This is a genomic window from Shinella sp. GW821-FHT11G07, assembly GCF_058808115.1.
This window is the reverse complement of the sequence record NZ_JBXARJ010000009.1, coordinates 139,349-156,253: the sequence shown is the minus strand read 5'-3', so window position 1 is coordinate 156,253 and position 16,905 is coordinate 139,349. Positions and strand designations below refer to the sequence as shown.

Here is a 16,905-nt window from a genome sequence, read left to right as displayed (position 1 = left end):
TTATGCTTTCTTAAAACAAACGATCTTCGCGCCGAAGCTTTTGAAGTGTGAAGACCAGCGCAGGCACGGCTTCGTCCGGGCGTCAGGTAATCCGTCCACGCGCGGCCACTGGTTCGGCTCGGATGTAGTGCTCCCCTCTGACGAGATGGACGGTGTCGACCATGTTGGAGACGACGCAGGCGTGGTTGGGAATAATGCGCAGGAGATCGCCCACCACCGGCGCCGGTCCGCCGGCATACTCGATCCTTCCGTGCTCTTCGTTGAGTGAAATCACCGCCCAATCGGGACGGTCCAGCACCAAGCCGTAGCCGCTCATGCCGAAGAGATCGGAGGTCAGCACCTTTGTGCCAGCGTCCACGATGGCGCGACCGGGTTCCGGCGAACTGATGACAGTCGTCAGAACTGTCAGCGCGCAGTCCTCAACGCCGCACGCGCCGGTAGTAACGAGTGAGCGATCGTTGTAGATGTAGCTACCCGGCCTGTATTCGGTCAGGACTGGGTGGTGTTTCATCGCATACAGATCGGGGGTCCCGCCGCTGGAAACGATGGGCGTCTCGATGCCCGCCGCACGGATTAGGCATGCCGCATGGTCCAGCCATTCGCAAGCTGCGTTGCCTTGACCAGGACCCGGATATGTCATCAATCCGGAGAAACGCAGGCCCGGAGACCCGGATATCAGCCGGGCAAGTTCGAGCGCACTCTCCGATGTCAAAACACCGCATCGATGCATTCCGGTATCGCATTCCACCAAGACGCCGATTTCGCGCTTTTCGCTCGCGAATGTGCGAGCAAGGCCCTCGACGACTGCAGCACTGTCGGCAACCACAGATATGCGGGACCGTTCCGCAAGTCGTTTAAGACGCTCAAGCTTGCGGTCACCGACAATGTTGAAAGTTATCAGGATGTCTTCGATGCCCGCGTCGACCATGATCTCGGCTTCGCCGATCTTTTGCGCAGTGATGCCAATTGCTCCTACCGCCAGCTGTGCATGGGCAAACAGTGGCAATTTATGCGTTTTGATGTGAGGCCTGATTGCTACGCCCAGGCGATTGCACTGATCCTGGCAGCGTTTGATGTTTCGTTCGACGATATCGAGGTCGATCAGTACTGCCGGGGTTTCAACAACATCGCGCCAGCGCAGCGTTCCGGCCATCGGCAGCTTCAACGGTTCGTCACTCATTTCGGCTCACCCGTCGTCTTGACGTTGCGCAAATAGTCGAGAACCATCTCCGTCATATGGGCGAGCCGCTTCTCCTCCGCCCCCTCGGCCAGCAGATCGCGATTGAAAACGACGCTCAGCGTCCACCGGTTGGACAAGAAGAAGTAGCCCAGACCAACTATCGAGATGTAAAGCTCAATAATATCGACATTCGAGCGGAAGATACCCTGCTTTTGACCGCGGCTGATCAATTCACCCAGACGCTGGGAGAGCGGCGAAAACATGCTGCGGACACTCTCCGATCTCGCCAAATGCTCGGATTTCATCAGGTTTTCGGAGTTCACCAATACGATGAACTCGGGATGATTGACGAAATAATTGTACGTATGCGCAATGAGTTCGCGAATACCCGCTTCCGGCTCGAAATCAGCCAGAACCAGGGCTTCATTCTGGGAGCGCAGTTCCCGATAGATGTCCTCCAGAACGGCGACGAACAACTCGTCTTTCGAATTGAAGTAGTGGTAAAGCACACCCTTGCTCATGCCGGTACGGGTGGCGATGCGATCGGTACGCGCACCATCGTAGCCGTTTTCGGCGAACTCCTCGCGAGCCGCTTCGATGATCGCGAGCCGCGTGCGTTCGGGGTCACGCTTTCTACCAGCCGGTTCTGCTCCACTGTCGGAGCCTCGCTTGCGCATTGTTACCATCAAATACGTTCCTTCGTTTCGGCTGCGAAGAGGTGGAGATTGGTCGGGTCGAAGACGAGTCCGACATGCTCTCCTTGCATGAGATGCTGCCGGTTGCGAGATTGGACAGTCCATTTCTCGGAACCAACTGAAAGAATGACATTCGTCTCACACCCGGTATGTTCGACGAGGTCAACCATTCCGGTGAGCTTGGCACCTTCTGGAGAAACAACTTCCAGGTGTTGCGGCCGGATTCCGGCCACGACGTCCCTGTGAGCCGAGGGCGCGACATTAGCGAGGTCGATCGGACCAGAACCGGCATCGAATTCGAGCCTGGCTGATCCGTCCGCGGCAGACAGCGTTGCGTTGCCCAGGTTGATCGTCGGCGAACCGAGAAACCCGGCGACGAAAACATTTGCCGGTTTGTCGAAAAGCTCAAGCGGAGTGCCCACCTGCTCGACTTTGCCTCGGTTCATCACGACGATGCGGTCGGCCATGGTCATCGCCTCGATCTGGTCATGCGTGACATAGATCGACGTGGCACCCAGCGACGTGTGCAATTGGCGCAACTCGATGCGCATATGATGCCTGAGTTTCGCATCGAGATTGCTCAATGGTTCATCGAATAGGAATGCCCGCGGCTCTCGTACCATGGCTCGGCCCATCGCGACGCGTTGACGCTGCCCGCCGGAAAGGGCCCGCGGTTGCCGGTCAAGAAGCGCATCGAGATGTAACGTGTTGGCAACCCCGGCAATAGCACGGTCAATTTCGTCCTTGCTGGCGCCGCGCAGTTTGAGGGGAAAGCCGATGTTCTGGGCAGTCGTCATATGCGGATAAAGCGCATAGGTCTGAAAGACCATCGCCAAGTCGCGGTGCTGCGGGCCAACGTCGTTAACGACCTTGCCGTCAATGGCGATGGTACCTCCCGAGATCGATTCCAGCCCAGCTATCATCCGCAAAAGCGTAGATTTTCCGCATCCAGACGGACCGACCAGTACAACAAACTCCCGATCCTCGATTTCAATATTGATGTCGTCGATGATCGTAAGCGAGCCATATTGCTTGCGAATGTTGGTGAGATTGATCGAAGCCACTTTGCTCCTCCTACTTGACACCACCCAACGCCATTCCCCCGATGAGGTAGCGCTGGATGGATGCAAAGACGATTGCGACAGGCACCGACGCAAGCAGCGTCGCGGCCATGATGAGATGCCATTCAATTTGGTAGAGCGTCCCTGTCAGGAACGCGATCTGGACCGGTGCGGTCTGCTGGCTGACCTGACGCAGCAGTGTCAGCGACATCGCATATTCATTCCAGGAATTGACGAAGGTGAAGATTGCCGTCACGACGACACCGGGAAGACACAGCGGCAGGAAGACACGGACGAAGGCACTGAAGCGGCCGGCACCATCCATCCACGCGGCCTCTTCGAGATCTTTCGGGATTGTTGCGAAATAGCTTTGCAGCATCCATACGGCAAAAGCCATGAAGAAGGCGCTGTGCGCGATTATGACCGATAGAAGGCTGTTGACGAGGCCGAAATAGGCAAACATTCGGAACAGGCCGACAATCAGGACGATCGGCGAGATCATCTGGGTGATAAGCAGGTAGTTGGTCAGCGCACCCTTGGCTGGAACCCTCATCCGGGTGAGCGCGTAGGCGGCAGGGATAGCCACCGCAAGGGACAGGACGGTCGCCCCGACACTGATGGCCAGCGAGTTCACCAATGCCCGTCCGAAACCTTTCTCGAAAATGAGTTCGGCAAAATTGCCCAGATAGAAATCACGTGGCAACCAGGTTCGATGGAAGGTGAATATCTCGTCCTTCTGCTTCAACGACGTCGACAGCATCGTCGCATAGGGAAAGAGAACGATCACCAGGAACGGCGAAAGCAGCGCCCAGCAAACAAGACTTTTCTTCGCCTTAGACATCGTTGCGTGCCCCCTGCGCTTTAGTCAGAAACAGATAGACGACGGCGAAGACCAACAACATAGCAAACATTACAACAGAGCCGGCTGCAGCGTTGCCAAGCTTCCCGAAGGCGAAGGCTTGCTTGTAGACATAGGTGATCAGAATGTCGGTCCGGTTGGCGGGACCGCCGTTCGTCATGATCCAGATGATCGGGAAGGAATTGAAGACATAGATGACGTTGAGGACGAGCGCGATCTGCATGAACGGCCAGAGCAGTGGCATCGTGATGTAGTAAAACTTCTTTGTCGACGACGCCCCGTCGATGGCAGAGGCCTCGTACAAGGACTCCGGAATGGACGTCAGTCCACCAAGCAAAATCGTTACGGTAAATGGTACCGACACCAAAATTCCGACCATTATCTCGATGACGAATGCCATCCTGGCATCGGCCAACCAGGGATAGTTCTCAAATGGCAGACCAAGTGCGGCCAGCGTCATGTTGAGCGTTCCGAAATCACCGTTGACGACATAGCGCCAGACCACCGCCGTCATCGCCAGTGAAATGGCCCACGGCAACAGCACGATCGTTCGGGCGATCGTCCGGCCATAGAAATCCTCATTGAGGATGAGAGCGATCGGCACCGAGACCAGCAGGGTTCCACCCACCACGCAGACAGTCCAGACGAAGGTCTGGCGTGCAGCCTGCAGAAAAACCGGGTCGGCGAACGCTTTGACAAAATTGGTCAGCCCGGCGAACTCGCGGACCATGCCAGTGCGGCTCACATCGAAGAGCGACATGCGGATCACGTCGAATATCGGATAGCCGATCACGGCGACCGAAAGCAGCAGACAAGGCGCGATCAGGATCATCGCCAAGGTCCGATCCGGTTGCCCAGCCCTGTTCGGCCGACCCGCATTAACGCCCCGTCTTGGAGCGGTATTCTCAATTCCTCGCATACGCGCTTACCTTTAAGGAAGAGAGGTGGCGTGGTTGCCACGCCACCTGAGGAGAGTGGGGTCGCCCGCGGACGACGATTTCAGGACCTATTGGTCTTCGGCAAGGATCGCGTCCATCTTCGCGGCCGCCTGCTTCAGGCCTTCTTCGGCCGAAACTTCACCCGAATAGATCCTGGACAATTCGGTCTTGAGGCCGTCCGCCATCTCTTCCCAGCGCGGGAACAGGGGTGCAAATTTTGCCAGCGGCCCCATTTCCAGAAACACTGACATCTTCGGATTCTCGGTGAAGAAGGGCTCGGTCGATTCCGCCTTCAAGACCGGGACAAAGCCTTCGAGCTTGCCGAATTCAAGCCTGTTTTCCTTGTTGAAGATGAACTCCAGGAACTTCATCGCCTGGGGCTTCACTTTCGAGGATTCCAGCACGGCGATCGTGTCGGTGACGCCGTAAGTCGCCTCGGTCGTGGCGACCGGAATGCGGCTGATTCCGTATTCGACATCCTTGCCCTGCTCGGCGAGCTGCGCATTGAACCAGGGGCCCGACAAGACCATGCCCATCTTTCCAGCGGCGAAGAGATTTTGCAGGTCTTCGCGGCTGGCACCGGTGACGCCCGGCTGCGTGACGCTTGCCTTGATCATCCGCAGATAGTTGTTGGTCGCCAGCACGGCCTCCGGGGAGGCGAAACCGCTCTTACCGTCCGGGCCGAGAATGCTGCCACCGTGGGTCCAGAGGCTGTAGAACCAATACCCCTCGGTATCCAGGTCCCTGCCCTGAACGCCGATGCCGTAGACGCCATCGCCGAGCGCGGCGATTTTCTTGGCTGCCTCGAACGTTTCGTCCCAGGTCGTCGGCGGCTTCGCGATACCAGCCTTGTCGAAGAGCTTCTTGTTGTAGAACAGGCCGCGTGCCGATGCGGCAATCGGCAGGCCCCACGTATGACCGTCCTGCTTTTGAAGATCGAGATATGTCGGCACGAAAGTGTCGGCAAAGGCGGGCGACATCAGGTCTTCGATCGGTGCGAGCGCCCCGTCCTTGGCAAATCCCGCCATCCAGCGCGTCGCCATATGCGAAACATCGGGTGCGGTGCCGGCTGAGATGTCGCTGACGAGCTGCTGCTGCATCTCCGGCCAGGGGAGGTGCTCGATCTGGACCTCGATGTCAGGATTCGCAGCATTGAATTTTTTAGCAAGCTCTTGGAAAAATGGGCCTGTTTTGGCGCTGTATTCCGCAACCCGGACCCGCACTGTGTCCGTGGCCCAAGCACTGCCAGAGTGCAGCAACGCCGCTGCAGTTGCCGTACTGATTACCAATGCGGCCAAAAACCTGTTGCCCATAAGAACCTCCCAAATGGTGCTGTGAATGTCGAATGACACAGCCATCTGAAATGAAAATAGCGCCGCTGTCAATATTGACTGACTAGTCAGTATGTGCTTTTTTGATGCGCAGATCACCACTCATCTTGAACGGCCTGCGCCAACAACAGGCGCTGCATAGGGCCCTAACCGGAGACAAGTTCGCCAATGGCACGAAGAACAATTCTACAGGGCGGCCATGTCCTGGCGTTTGGCGACACACCGGCTGCAACTGCAGATGTCGCCATCGTAGACGATCGCATTTCGGCCATTGGCACCGGCTTGGCGCGTCAGGACGATATTGTCGTAGACGTACGAGACGCAATCGTCCTGCCGGCGTTGACTGACATCCATACACATATTTACTGGGGCGCCACCTCCTTGGGGGTCCGGCCGGAACTGGTTGCGCATCGATCCGCGACCGGAACCTTCGTTGATGCCGGCTCGGCCGGTGCAGGAAACTTCGAAGGCCTGAAGACCTTTATCTTCGAGGCCCTGCCGTTCCATGCCTTTGCCTTTCTCAACATCTCGTTTCCGGGAATCTTCGGTTTCTCCAAGCGCGTCATGGTCGGGGAATGCTGCGATATGCGCCTCGTCGACCCAGAGAGCTGCATCGAAGCCGCGCAGGCTTACCCAGAGAGAATCGTCGGCATCAAGGTGCGAGCCGGCCGGAAAGCTTCCGGCGAAAACGGCGGCGCAGCCCTCGAAGTGGCGATTAAGGTGGCGGAACGCCTGAAACTGCCGGTGATGTGCCACGTCGACCTCGACCCTCCCACCATCGAGGAAGTCCTGCAGCAACTGCGGCCCGGCGACATCATCACGCATTGCTGCCGACCAGACCCCAATGCGGCGACCGAAAATGGCCGCGTCCGGGACGCGGTATGGCGGGCACGCGAAAACGGCGTCCATTTCGACATCGGCCATGGCATGGGCGGCTTCTCCTTCCGCGTCTGCCGCGAGATGTTGGCCGAAGGTTTCGTGCCCGACCTGATCAGCTCGGACATCCATTCCCTTTCGGTGAACGGCCCTGCTTTCGACCTTCTGACCACGATCAACAAGATGATCGCGCTCGGCGTGGATCAGACAACGGCTCTGGCTGCCGGCAGCGCCAACCCTGCAAAGGTAATCGGTCGTCCGGACCTCGGCCGTATCGCCGTCGGCGACGAAGCCAATGTTGCTGTCTTGAAATGGCGGGATGAGCCCTGGACTTTCAGGGACGCGGCCAGCGAAGGCCTCGAAGTTTCCAGAAGATTGGTGTGCGATCGCCTAATCGTGAAGGGTCGCGAGATCGACCCGGCGGGCAGCAGCCATCCCATGCAATCCCAATAATACACCAAGCGGAACAGCGACAATGGATCACAGTATAGTTCAGGCGCACCATTTCATAGCCGGCAAGTGGGTACCGTCAAACAGCGGCAAGACGTTCGAGGCGAGGTCGCCTTACGACGACCAGCACCTGGCGGTGCTTGCCGAAGGTGACCGCAGTGATGCGCAAGATGCGATCAAGGCGGCGCAGGCTGGCCACAATGCGCTATCCAGGTTGTCGCCATGGGATCGCTCACGCCTCTGCAACCGCGTCGCCGACGTCATAGAGAGGCGTCGCGACGAACTGGCGCTCACACTTGCCCGCGAGCAAGGCAAGCCGCTGGCCACGGAGGCCTATGGTGAGGTCGATGCTGCCGCAACCGGTTTCCGGGAGGCTGCCGAGCTGATCAAGTGGCTCGAAGGCGAGTTCATCCCCGTTGAGACGCCTGGCAAGAGGGTGATAAGTTTCCGCCAGGCGCGTGGCGTCTATGCCATCGTCACGCCGTGGAATTTTCCAATCAATATCCCCGTCGAGTATCTCGCCCCCTGCCTTGCGGCGGGCAACGCGGTCGTCTGGGTACCTGCGCCAACCACGTCGCTTTGCGCGGTCAAACTGATGGAATGCATTGCAGAAGCTGGCATTCCCGATGGCGCCGTCAATCTTGTCTTAGGGCCGGGCGCGATCGTCGGGGATGAGATCGTCTCCAATCCAGGCACGCATGGGATCGGCTTCACCGGCAGCCCGCAGACCGGAAACGCAATCGCGAAACGCGGTGCTGGAAAACCGATGCTGCTGGAGCTAGGCGGCAACGGGCCGGTCGTCGTGCTGGATGACGCCGATCTGGATCGGGCAGCACAGGCTGCCGCGTTTGGCAGCTTCTTCAACGCCGGTCAGGTCTGTGCAGCGACGGGGCGAGTACTCGTCACCGAGAAGAACCATGACGCTCTTGCAGCCCGCATCGCGAGCATTGCCGCGGCCATCCGCCTTGGCGATCCGCTTCTTGCCCAGACGACAATGGGGCCGCTGAACAATCAGCAGGTGATCGCCAAAGTCGAAGAGCACGTGGCGGATGGGTTGGCCCGAGGCGCAGACATCCATGCCGGCGGCAAGAGGGGCACGGGCCTGTTCTACGAACCCACAGTCCTCGGACGCGTCGATCGCCAGGCCCTATTGAATACTTCCGAAACGTTTGGACCAGTGGCGCCCCTGGTGGTCTGCGCCGACGATGCCGATTTGCTCGATACGGCCAACGCGTCCTCACATGGGCTCGCCGCCAGTGTATTCACCCGCGATCTGAGCCGCGCCTTCGCATTTGGTGAAAAGCTCCGGGCCGGCCTCGTCAACGTCAACAGCGCAAGCTGCTACTGGGAGCTGCACCTGCCGTTTGGCGGCGCTTCGGGCAAGGCAAGCGGCCTGGGCCGCCTCGGCGGAAAGCATACGTTGCGCGAAGTCACCGACGTCAAGACGATCACCTTCGACATCAGCTGAAGACCAGGACGGGCGGTACCGCCCGTCCGGTCCTCCACACCAACAATCAAACATGGATCGGCATCCTGCCGGCCGCAAACCGGCACTCGGTTTGCGAGGACAAATACCGTTCAATCGCAGTGAGGAACAATGCGCCTTTGTAGTTTTCTCCATGCCGGCCGAGCCGGATACGGCGTCGTGACGGACGACCGCGTCATCAACATCAGCGGCGTCCTTAGCGATCGCTTTCCGACGCTCGCAAGCCTCCTCGCCGAAGATGACTTCCTCGGCATCTGCACCCAGGCGATCAGCCACAGCTCAGGGCTGGCGCTTGCCGATATCGAACAGCAGGCGCCAATTCCCAATCCGGGAAAGATCATCTGCGTCGGACTGAACTATCACGACCATATGGTCGAAACGCGCCACGCACCGACACAGCATCCGACCTTGTTTGCCCGCTTCGCCGACTCGCAGTGCGCGCATGGCGAGCCGATGCTGATGCCATCGGTTTCGACCCAGTTCGACTTCGAGGCGGAGCTTGCCGTCGTCATCGGCAGAGGCGGTCGCAATATCCAGCAGGATGCCGCGTTGGATCATGTCGCTGGCTACTCGTGCTACAATGACGGCTCGGTTCGTGACTGGCAGATCCATACGTCGCAGTTCCTTCCGGGAAAAAATTTCCCGGCGACCGGCGCATTCGGGCCGTACCTTGTCACTGCCGACGAGATCCCTGATCCGCAAGACCTGGCCATCAGCTGCCGTTTGAACGGGGACATCGTTCAGGCTGCTCGTACCAGCCAGATGATACATTCCGTAGCGCAGCTGATTGCCTACATCTCGCGTATTACGCCGCTTTCTCCCGGCGACGTGATCGTGACCGGCACGCCTGGCGGGGTGGGCTTCGCGCGCGTCCCTCCTCTCTTCATGAAAGATGGCGACCTCGTCGAAGTCGAAATCGAACACGTCGGAGTGTTGCAGAACCGGGTCATCGGTGAAGCGGCCGGAGCCGCGAACACCCGAACGCAACACGCGCTTCCGGCTTGATACCGGCACGCTGAGAACCCAACAAAATATTCGCCGTTTGCCTGAATTGCACACGGTGTTCTGGCGACCCCATTCCAGATGGTCTGCAACCAATCTGGCCAGCCCCTGCAGGAGATATACACCATGGGCGAAGTTATTGACTTTCAGTCTGGCGGCTACCGTTTCATCAAAGGTGTCACGCAATATTCAGGCGGTGTGGCCGCCTTGGCGGGCTTTCGCCTGGAGAGGGTGCGGTTCGCGACACCCTTGCCCCTCAAGGAAGGCTTTGCACAGATCAAAGAGATCATCGGTGCTGCCGGCAGGCCGCTTACAGCATTCGCAGCGTGCGAACTGCGGTCACCCGCACCATTTACCGAGGAGGGCTTCGTTGCTTTCAACAGCAGCTATACGGAGACCCTCAAAGCCTGGGGCCTCATCGACACTGGTCTGAACCCCGTTGCGCGCAGCAACGTGTGTCCGCAGGTTACGCCGCCACTCGTACCGTCGATCTATGCCTTCTCATACACAGTGCACAGTGCCGAAGCCGCACCGTCCTTCGTCGTCTCCGGTTCCGCAGAGGTGCCAGAAGGCCACGCCGCCTATCGCGATCATATCATCAACCGTGGCGATCTTTCCCCGGCGGGATTGCGCGCCAAAGCACAATTCGTGCTGGCGGAGATGGAGCGGCGTTCCGGGCTTCTGGGCTTCGGGTGGAAGGACGCAACCGCGGTCCAAGTCTACACGATACACAACCTCCATCCATTCCTGGCTGACGAAATCGTCAAGCGTGGAGCAGCACGCGCCGGCCTTACATGGCACTTCAACAACCCGCCGGTCCTCGATCTCGAATACGAAATGGACCTTAGGGGTATTGCCGTAGAGCATGTCGCTTGAGGCGTCAGATGAGCAAACGCATAGAAATTGGCAGCTACGATTATGTAATCGTTGGGGCTGGCTCGGCCGGTTGCACTCTTGCAAACCGGTTGAGCGCCGACCAGGGCAAGCGCGTGCTGCTTCTGGAGGCCGGCGGCTCGGACAACTATCACTGGATCCACATTCCGGTGGGCTACCTCTATTGCATGGGCAATCCGCGCACCGACTGGGGCTACCGGACAATGGCGGAGCCCGGCCTGAACGGACGGTCGCTAGCCTATCCGCGTGGCAAGGTGATGGGCGGCTGCTCGTCGATAAATGGCATGATCTACATGCGCGGTCAGTCCGCCGACTACGATCACTGGCGCCAGCTCGGCAATCCCGGCTGGGGCTGGGAGGATGTGCTGCCGCTGTTCAGGAAATCGGAAGACCATCACAGTCTTTCCGGCCCCTTCCACGGCCAGGGCGGTGAGCTCAGGGTAGAACGCCAGCGTCTGAGTTGGCAGATTCTCGACGCGGTGCGCGAAGCGGCGGAAGAGCTCGGTGTGCCCAAGGTCGACGATTTCAACGCTGGCACCAATTTCGGCTCATCCTACTTCGAAGTGAACCAGAAATCGGGGTTCCGTTTCAATGCCGTGCGCGCGTTCATCAGGCCGGTGCGGCATCGTAAAAACTTGACGATACTCACCCACGCGCACGCCGAGCGCATCGTGTTTTCCGGGCGCCGGGTTTCGGGGCTCGACCTGCGTCTCAACGGCAAGCCTGCCCATGTGACGGTGCAGAGGGAGTTGATCCTCTCCGCAGGAGCGATCGGCACCCCGAAGCTGCTGCAACTATCTGGCATAGGGCCTGCCGCGCTTCTCAAACGCCACGGCATAGAGGTGATACATAACCTTCCCGGCGTGGGCGAAAACCTGCAGGACCATCTGCAAATCAGGACCGCCTTCAAGGTATCGGGAGCAGAAACGCTAAACGAGCGCCAGGCAAGCCTCACGGGCAAAGCTCTGATTGCGCTGGAATATGCCCTCAAACGCTCCGGACCCATGTCGATGGCGCCGAGCCAACTCGGTATCTTTATGAAGTCGGACGCGGGCTTCGAGACGCCCAACATCGAATTCCATGTTCAGCCGCTCTCCTTGGAATCTTTCGGCCAACCACTGCACAGCTTTCCTGCCATCACCGTTTCGGCGTGCAATCTCAGGCCTGAATCGCGTGGGCATGTGCGCATCACCTCAGCCAAGCCCGACGATCATCCGGAAATCACACCCAACTACCTCTCCACCGCGAGCGACCGTGAAGTCGCGGCCTCTTCCATAACCATCGCCCGCCGGTTGATGGAAACCAAGCGGATGGCCCAGTTCCGCCCCGAGGAATTTAAGCCGGGCAAGCATATCCAGACGCCCGAAGACCTCGCGCATGCCGCAGGCGATATCGCTACGACTATTTTCCATCCGGTCGGCACTGCGCGGATGGGCGATGACGACGCGGCGGTGGTCGATCCGAAGTTGCGCGTACACGGCATCGAGGGACTGCGTATCGCTGATTGCTCAATCATGCCGACAATCGTCTCAGGGAACACCCACGCAGCTGCGGTCATGATCGCCGAAAAGGCAGCCCAGTTAATCCTCTGAATTTTAGTTGAAATGGCATGCCGACGAGACGGGTGTACGGTCGAGTTCTGGCTCCGCGAGCATCGTGATCTTTCTGTCGCCATAGAAATCGCCAGCCTCCCTGACACGTCAAAAGAACCAGAATTGGAGGTTGCGAGCACCAGGTAGCAACCTCCAAATCCCTTTATAAGGAGAGGCCGGTCAGGCCGCCCGGCGCACCGGGTTGGCGGCATAGGTTGCGCCACCCTGGCCGAGCCGGAACTGCGCCAGAAGCGCGTTGAGGGCTGCGGCCTCGGCGGCGAGGCCGTGGCTGGCGGCGGTCTGCTCCTCCACCATGGCGGCGTTCTGCTGCGTGCCCTGGTCCATCGTGTTGACGGCGGTGTTGATCTCCTGGAGACCCGTCGATTGCTCGCGGGCGGCCAGGACGATGGCGTTCACATGGCCGTTGATCTCCTGCACCTCGCGAACGATCGCTTCGAGGGCAGCACCCGTCTCGTCGACCAGCGACACGCCGGAGCGCACCTGTTCACCCGACGTGGTGATCAGCGCCTTGATCTCCTTCGCCGCATTGGCCGAGCGTTGGGCGAGTTCGCGCACTTCCTGCGCCACGACGGCAAAGCCCTTGCCGGCCTCACCGGCACGCGCCGCTTCCACGCCGGCATTCAACGCCAGCAAGTTGGTCTGGAAGGCGATGTCGTCGATCACGCCGATGATGTTGGTGATCTCGCTCGAGGATCTTTCGATGCCCTGAATGGCCGAGACGGCGCGGCGCACCACCTCGCCCGACTTTTCGGCACCGGTGCGGGTGCGCGAGACCAGCGAGCCGACCTCTTCCGCGCGGCGGGTCGAGTCCTTCACGGTCGTGGTGATCTCCTCCAGCGCGGCGGCGGTCTCTTCGACGGAAGCGGCCTGCTGCTCCGTGCGGCGGGCGAGATCGTCGGCAGCCGCACGGATTTCCATGGCGCCGGCATCGATGGCGCGGGCATTCTGGCCGACCGTCGTCATCGCCGTGTGCAGTTTGGTGACGGAGTGGTTGAAGTCGGTGCGCAGGCGATCGAGATGGCCGGCAAAGGGGGCGTCGATGCGGTGGGCGAGATCGCCCTCCGCCAGTCGACCCAGGCCGTCTGCCAGCGCCTCGACGGCGTGATGGATTTCGGCGGCTTCGCGGGCCTTTGGCTGCCTCACGCTCGCGGCGTTCGCTTTCGGACAGCACGCGGCCCTCCTCGGCGGCGTTTTCGAAGCGCGTGCGCTCGATGGCATTGTCGCGGAACACGGCGACGGCAGCGGCCATACGGCCGATCTCGTCGGTGCGGTTCGCCGCCGGAATCTCCTCCGATACGTTGCCGCGCGCGAGCCGGCTCATCATGTCGGTCATGCGCACCACGGGTTTTACGACCAGTCGCGACAGAAGCAGCGCCAGCACCCCGATCATGGCGACGACGCCGACGACGGTGCCGATCGACGCGGCCAGAAGGAACTCGCCAATGCTCGCATTGGCGATATCACGATCGGCGACCAGGTAGAGATACCAGTTGCCGACCGACAACCCGGCAATCGGCAGGAAGCTGACGAGCACCTGCTTGCCGCCAAGCTCGGTCTACATGAGCCGCTTGCCGTCGATGATCGGGGTCGCCTGCGGGAACACGTCGGCAAGGGACTTGGAGATCAAAGCGGGATCCGGATGGACGAGCACCGTGCCGTCGCCGTTGACGAGGAAGGCGGAGCCCATTCCGCCGAGATCGTCCTTGCCGATGATGCCGATGAGGCCTTCGAGCGGAAGGTCGGTACCGGCGACGCCGATGAGTTCGCCGTCACGCTTGACCGATACGACGGCGCTGATCACCAGCGCGTTGCTGGCCGTGTCATGGTAGGGATCCGTCAGCAGCGGTCCGCCGAGCTTGACGGCGTCCTTGTCCCAGGCGCGTTTGCGCGGATCGAAATCCTTGGGCATCTTGGCGGGTGGAAGGCGCGTAAAGGCGCCATCCGCCTCGTTGCCGTAATAGATCATGGCGAATTCACGCGACAGCAGCGGACTGCCGAAGCGCTGGATCATATCTTCCTTACCGGTCGATTTACCGGCGATCTCGCCGACCAGTTCGGTCAGCATCACGCGAGCGTTCAGCCAGTTGGAAATGCCGGCCGCCGCCAGCTGGCCGGACGATTCGATCTCCGCCACCACGCCCTTGTCGACCGTGCCACGTTGCAACGTGTCGATATAGACCGAAAAAGCCGGAAAAGGCCGCGATGACGGCTAGCGGTGCTGCCAAAAGAATCTTGGCCATGAGGTTGAGACGTATTTTCGAGGAAGTCTCCCAAAAACCAATGCCCGGCCGTGCCCACGCACAAGCAGGAGTTCTGATCGTATGATGTGCGGGAAATCGGGCTGTCATGGCAGCGCCGAGCGAACTCGCTCGGAAGTGCGGAATTGATAGGGGCCGCTAAAACTCGCTCAAAATCCCGTGGGTTTTGTTTGAACTTTAAGCGAGGCACGCGGCCCTCAGCGATTGCCGGCCTGGACCACGGTCACGGCGATCATGTGGAAGACGTCGGCGGCGGTGCAGCCGCGCGAAAGGTCGTTGGCGGGCTTGGCGAGACCCTGCAGGATGGGGCCGATGGCGGTGGCGCCGCCGATGCGCTGGGCGATCTTGTAGCCGATGTTGGCAGCGTCGAGATTGGGGAACACGAAGACATTTGCCTCGCCGTGCAGTGCCGACTGCGGCGCCTTGGCAGCGCTGACGGCCTCGACGAAGGCGGTGTCGAACTGCAACTCGCCGTCGATGACGAGACCGGGTTCCGCAGCATGCGCCAGCCGCGTTGCCTCCACCACCTTTGAGACACGCTCGTGCGCGGCGCTGCCGGCCGTCGAAAAGGACAGCATCGCCACCTTCGCAGGCTTGCCGGCCAGTGCCTCAAAGGAGCGCGCCGACATTACAGCGATATCGGCGAGGCCCGCAGCATCGGGATCGACCACCAGCCCGCAATCGGCAAAGACGAAGGCGCCTTTCTTCACATGATGCGCTTCGCACAGCATCATCAGGAAGAAGCTCGATACCAGTCCGACATCCGGCGCGCGGCCGATGGTCTGGAGCGCGGCGCGCACCGTATCGGCGGTGGTCGCGACCGCACCGCCCACCGTCCCGTCTGCCTCGCCCTCGCGTACCATCATGGCGGCAAAGACCAACGGCGAGCGGACCGCCGCGTCGGCGGCGGCTTCATCGATGCCCTTGGTCTTGCGGAGCGCGTAATAGGCGGCGGCGAGGCGCGGCGTGAGAGGAGATGAAACAGGATCCTCGATGCGGATCTCGCCCGCTCCTGCCCCGACCGCTGCAAGTCGCTCTTCGACGATTGGTTGTCGACCGACGAGGGTGATACTGGCGACGCCCGCGCGGACGGCCTGCACCGCCCCCTCGACAATGCGTGGGTCTTCCCCTTCAGCGAGCACGATATGTTGCGGTGCGGATTTTGCGGCTTCGAGAATTCGGTCCAGCGGTTTCATCAGGCGTGCCCCAGATAGTGAATGCCGACGAGGATGAAGACAGCGATGAAGGCGGTCTCGGCGACAATGAGAGCGACAGCATCGCCACCGACGTCCAGCACACGACGTAGCGAGGTTCGCATGCCGACGGCAACGATGCCGGCGAGCAGCGCCCAGCGTGAGGTCTCCATGCCGGCCTTCGCCACCAGTTCGGGCACCAGGCCGAAGGAGTTGAGCGCCGCGAAGATCAGAAAGGCGATGACGAAGCCGGGCATCAGCGGCGGGCGCTTGCCGCTCTCCCCGTCCGGCTGCGGCACGTTGCGCAACGAGAGAGAATAGACCAGCACGACCGGCGCCAGCATGGTGACGCGGATCAGTTTGACGAGCGTCGCCGTTTCGCCCGCCTCCGGCGAGACGGAGAAGCCGGCGCCGACGACCTGCGCCACATCATGGATAGTGCCGCCGAAGAAGATGCCGGTTGCGCGCGCATCCAACCCCATGGTCTGGGCGATGATCGGGTAGGCTATCATGGCAAGTGTCGAGAGCACCGTGACCGAAAGCACGGTAAAGATCAGGTTGCGCTCGGAAAATTCGTTCTTCGGCAGCACGGCGGCGATTGCCATCGCCGCGGAGGCGCCACAGATGGCGACGGCACCACTGGTGAGCAGCGCCAGCCGCCAGCCGCGGCCGAGCAGTTTCGCGGTGAGCAGGCCGAAGCTGATCGTGGCGACCAGCGCCGACACGAGCAGGAGGATGGTGCCGGCACCGAGCCCGATCAGCAGATCGACGCTGATGCGCATGCCGAGCAGCGCAACCCCGATCCTGAGTACATGCTTGGCACAGAAATCGATGCCTGCCACGCACCGTCCCTCTTCCGACAGGAAGTGGAAGGCGATGCCGAGCAGCAGAGCCATCAACATGGCCGGCGCGCCGTAGTGATCGGACAGGAACTGGGCGGCGACGGCCACGGCGGCGGTGACGGCGAAGCCCGGCCAGTAGGCGGCAAAACCGGAGGGCATGCCCCGGAAACGGTCTTGGACGGAGGCGGCGAAGGTCATGATGTCGGTCCAGTCGCTTGCGGTAAACC

At 60.5% G+C, this 16,905-nt stretch carries 13 protein-coding genes and 1 pseudogene; 5 read left to right on the top strand and 9 right to left on the bottom strand.

The window, feature by feature from the left end; translation table 11 throughout:
• Positions 1-82: 82 nt before the first annotated feature.
• The 6 genes from AC1RT2_RS18705 to AC1RT2_RS18680 form a co-directional block, all read right to left on the bottom strand.
• Positions 83-1,180 (bottom strand): D-TA family PLP-dependent enzyme, encoded by a 1,098-nt coding sequence (locus AC1RT2_RS18705; RefSeq protein ID WP_493104251.1) that lies wholly within the window; start codon positions 1,178-1,180, stop codon positions 83-85.
• Entirely contained in the window at positions 1,177-1,866 is a 690-nt protein-coding gene (locus tag AC1RT2_RS18700; RefSeq protein WP_493104249.1) for a TetR family transcriptional regulator, read from the bottom strand. Before AC1RT2_RS18700 ends, AC1RT2_RS18705 begins: the two co-directional genes overlap by 4 nt.
• Positions 1,866-2,939: an ABC transporter ATP-binding protein gene (locus AC1RT2_RS18695; RefSeq protein ID WP_493104247.1), complete on the bottom strand. Its 1,074-nt coding sequence runs from the start codon at positions 2,937-2,939 to the stop codon at positions 1,866-1,868. The genes AC1RT2_RS18700 and AC1RT2_RS18695 overlap by 1 nt, the downstream gene beginning before the upstream one ends.
• A 10-nt stretch (positions 2,940-2,949) precedes the next feature.
• Positions 2,950-3,777: a carbohydrate ABC transporter permease gene (locus AC1RT2_RS18690; protein ID WP_493104245.1), complete on the bottom strand. Its 828-nt coding sequence runs from the start codon at positions 3,775-3,777 to the stop codon at positions 2,950-2,952.
• Entirely contained in the window at positions 3,770-4,627 is an 858-nt protein-coding gene (locus AC1RT2_RS18685) for a carbohydrate ABC transporter permease (RefSeq protein ID WP_069063397.1), read from the bottom strand. Before AC1RT2_RS18685 ends, AC1RT2_RS18690 begins: the two co-directional genes overlap by 8 nt.
• Positions 4,628-4,801: 174 nt before the next feature.
• Entirely contained in the window at positions 4,802-6,118 is a 1,317-nt protein-coding gene (locus AC1RT2_RS18680; RefSeq protein WP_493104244.1) for an ABC transporter substrate-binding protein, read from the bottom strand.
• A gap of 114 nt (positions 6,119-6,232) precedes the next feature.
• On the opposite strand from AC1RT2_RS18680, the gene AC1RT2_RS18675 reads away from it, so the two are divergent.
• The 5 genes from AC1RT2_RS18675 (at position 6,233) to AC1RT2_RS18655 (ending at position 12,364) form a co-directional block, all read left to right on the top strand.
• Entirely contained in the window at positions 6,233-7,393 is a 1,161-nt protein-coding gene (locus AC1RT2_RS18675) for an amidohydrolase family protein (protein WP_493104243.1), read from the top strand.
• Between the two features lie 22 nt (positions 7,394-7,415).
• Positions 7,416-8,858 (top strand): aldehyde dehydrogenase family protein, encoded by a 1,443-nt coding sequence (locus tag AC1RT2_RS18670; protein WP_493104241.1) that lies wholly within the window; start codon positions 7,416-7,418, stop codon positions 8,856-8,858.
• A gap of 129 nt (positions 8,859-8,987) precedes the next feature.
• Complete coding sequence (locus tag AC1RT2_RS18665) at positions 8,988-9,881, top strand: fumarylacetoacetate hydrolase family protein (protein WP_493104239.1); 894 nt, start codon at positions 8,988-8,990, stop codon at positions 9,879-9,881.
• A gap of 123 nt (positions 9,882-10,004) precedes the next feature.
• The gene (gene cnbZ / locus AC1RT2_RS18660; RefSeq protein ID WP_493104237.1) at positions 10,005-10,754 is read left to right on the top strand and encodes a 2-amino-5-chloromuconate deaminase CnbZ; all 750 of its coding nucleotides are present in this window, start codon (positions 10,005-10,007) and stop codon (positions 10,752-10,754) included.
• Between the two features lie 8 nt (positions 10,755-10,762).
• Positions 10,763-12,364 carry a GMC family oxidoreductase gene (locus tag AC1RT2_RS18655; protein WP_493104235.1) on the top strand — a complete coding sequence of 534 codons (1,602 nt, stop codon included), beginning with the start codon at positions 10,763-10,765 and terminating at the stop codon, positions 12,362-12,364.
• A 180-nt stretch (positions 12,365-12,544) separates the two neighbouring features.
• Here the strand turns inward: AC1RT2_RS18655 and AC1RT2_RS18650 are convergent.
• From AC1RT2_RS18650 to AC1RT2_RS18640, 3 genes and pseudogenes are all read right to left on the bottom strand, one after another.
• Positions 12,545-14,625, bottom strand: a pseudogene (locus AC1RT2_RS18650) (methyl-accepting chemotaxis protein).
• 215 nt (positions 14,626-14,840) lie between these two features.
• Positions 14,841-15,839, bottom strand: a complete 999-nt coding sequence (gene pta / locus AC1RT2_RS18645; RefSeq protein ID WP_069063404.1) for a phosphate acetyltransferase — start codon at positions 15,837-15,839, stop codon at positions 14,841-14,843.
• The gene (locus tag AC1RT2_RS18640) at positions 15,839-16,876 is read right to left on the bottom strand and encodes a YeiH family protein (RefSeq protein WP_069063405.1); all 1,038 of its coding nucleotides are present in this window, start codon (positions 16,874-16,876) and stop codon (positions 15,839-15,841) included. The genes pta and AC1RT2_RS18640 overlap by 1 nt, the downstream gene beginning before the upstream one ends.
• Between the last annotated feature and the right edge of the window lie 29 nt (positions 16,877-16,905).

What these genes read in the sequence shown, in the direction of transcription:
- pta (WP_069063404.1), bottom strand. Translation starts at nt 15,839, where the DNA reads ATGAAACCGCTGGACCGAATTCTCGAAGCCGCAAAATCCGCACCGCAA.
- cnbZ (WP_493104237.1), top strand. Translation starts at nt 10,005, where the DNA reads ATGGGCGAAGTTATTGACTTTCAGTCTGGCGGCTACCGTTTCATCAAA.
- AC1RT2_RS18690 (WP_493104245.1), bottom strand. Translation starts at nt 3,777, where the DNA reads ATGTCTAAGGCGAAGAAAAGTCTTGTTTGCTGGGCGCTGCTTTCGCCG.
- AC1RT2_RS18655 (WP_493104235.1), top strand. Translation starts at nt 10,763, where the DNA reads ATGAGCAAACGCATAGAAATTGGCAGCTACGATTATGTAATCGTTGGG.
- AC1RT2_RS18685 (WP_069063397.1), bottom strand. Translation starts at nt 4,627, where the DNA reads ATGATCCTGATCGCGCCTTGTCTGCTGCTTTCGGTCGCCGTGATCGGC.
- AC1RT2_RS18705 (WP_493104251.1), bottom strand. Translation starts at nt 1,180, where the DNA reads ATGAGTGACGAACCGTTGAAGCTGCCGATGGCCGGAACGCTGCGCTGG.
- AC1RT2_RS18640 (WP_069063405.1), bottom strand. Translation starts at nt 16,876, where the DNA reads ATGACCTTCGCCGCCTCCGTCCAAGACCGTTTCCGGGGCATGCCCTCC.
- AC1RT2_RS18675 (WP_493104243.1), top strand. Translation starts at nt 6,233, where the DNA reads ATGGCACGAAGAACAATTCTACAGGGCGGCCATGTCCTGGCGTTTGGC.
- AC1RT2_RS18700 (WP_493104249.1), bottom strand. Translation starts at nt 1,866, where the DNA reads ATGGTAACAATGCGCAAGCGAGGCTCCGACAGTGGAGCAGAACCGGCT.
- AC1RT2_RS18665 (WP_493104239.1), top strand. Translation starts at nt 8,988, where the DNA reads ATGCGCCTTTGTAGTTTTCTCCATGCCGGCCGAGCCGGATACGGCGTC.
- AC1RT2_RS18670 (WP_493104241.1), top strand. Translation starts at nt 7,416, where the DNA reads ATGGATCACAGTATAGTTCAGGCGCACCATTTCATAGCCGGCAAGTGG.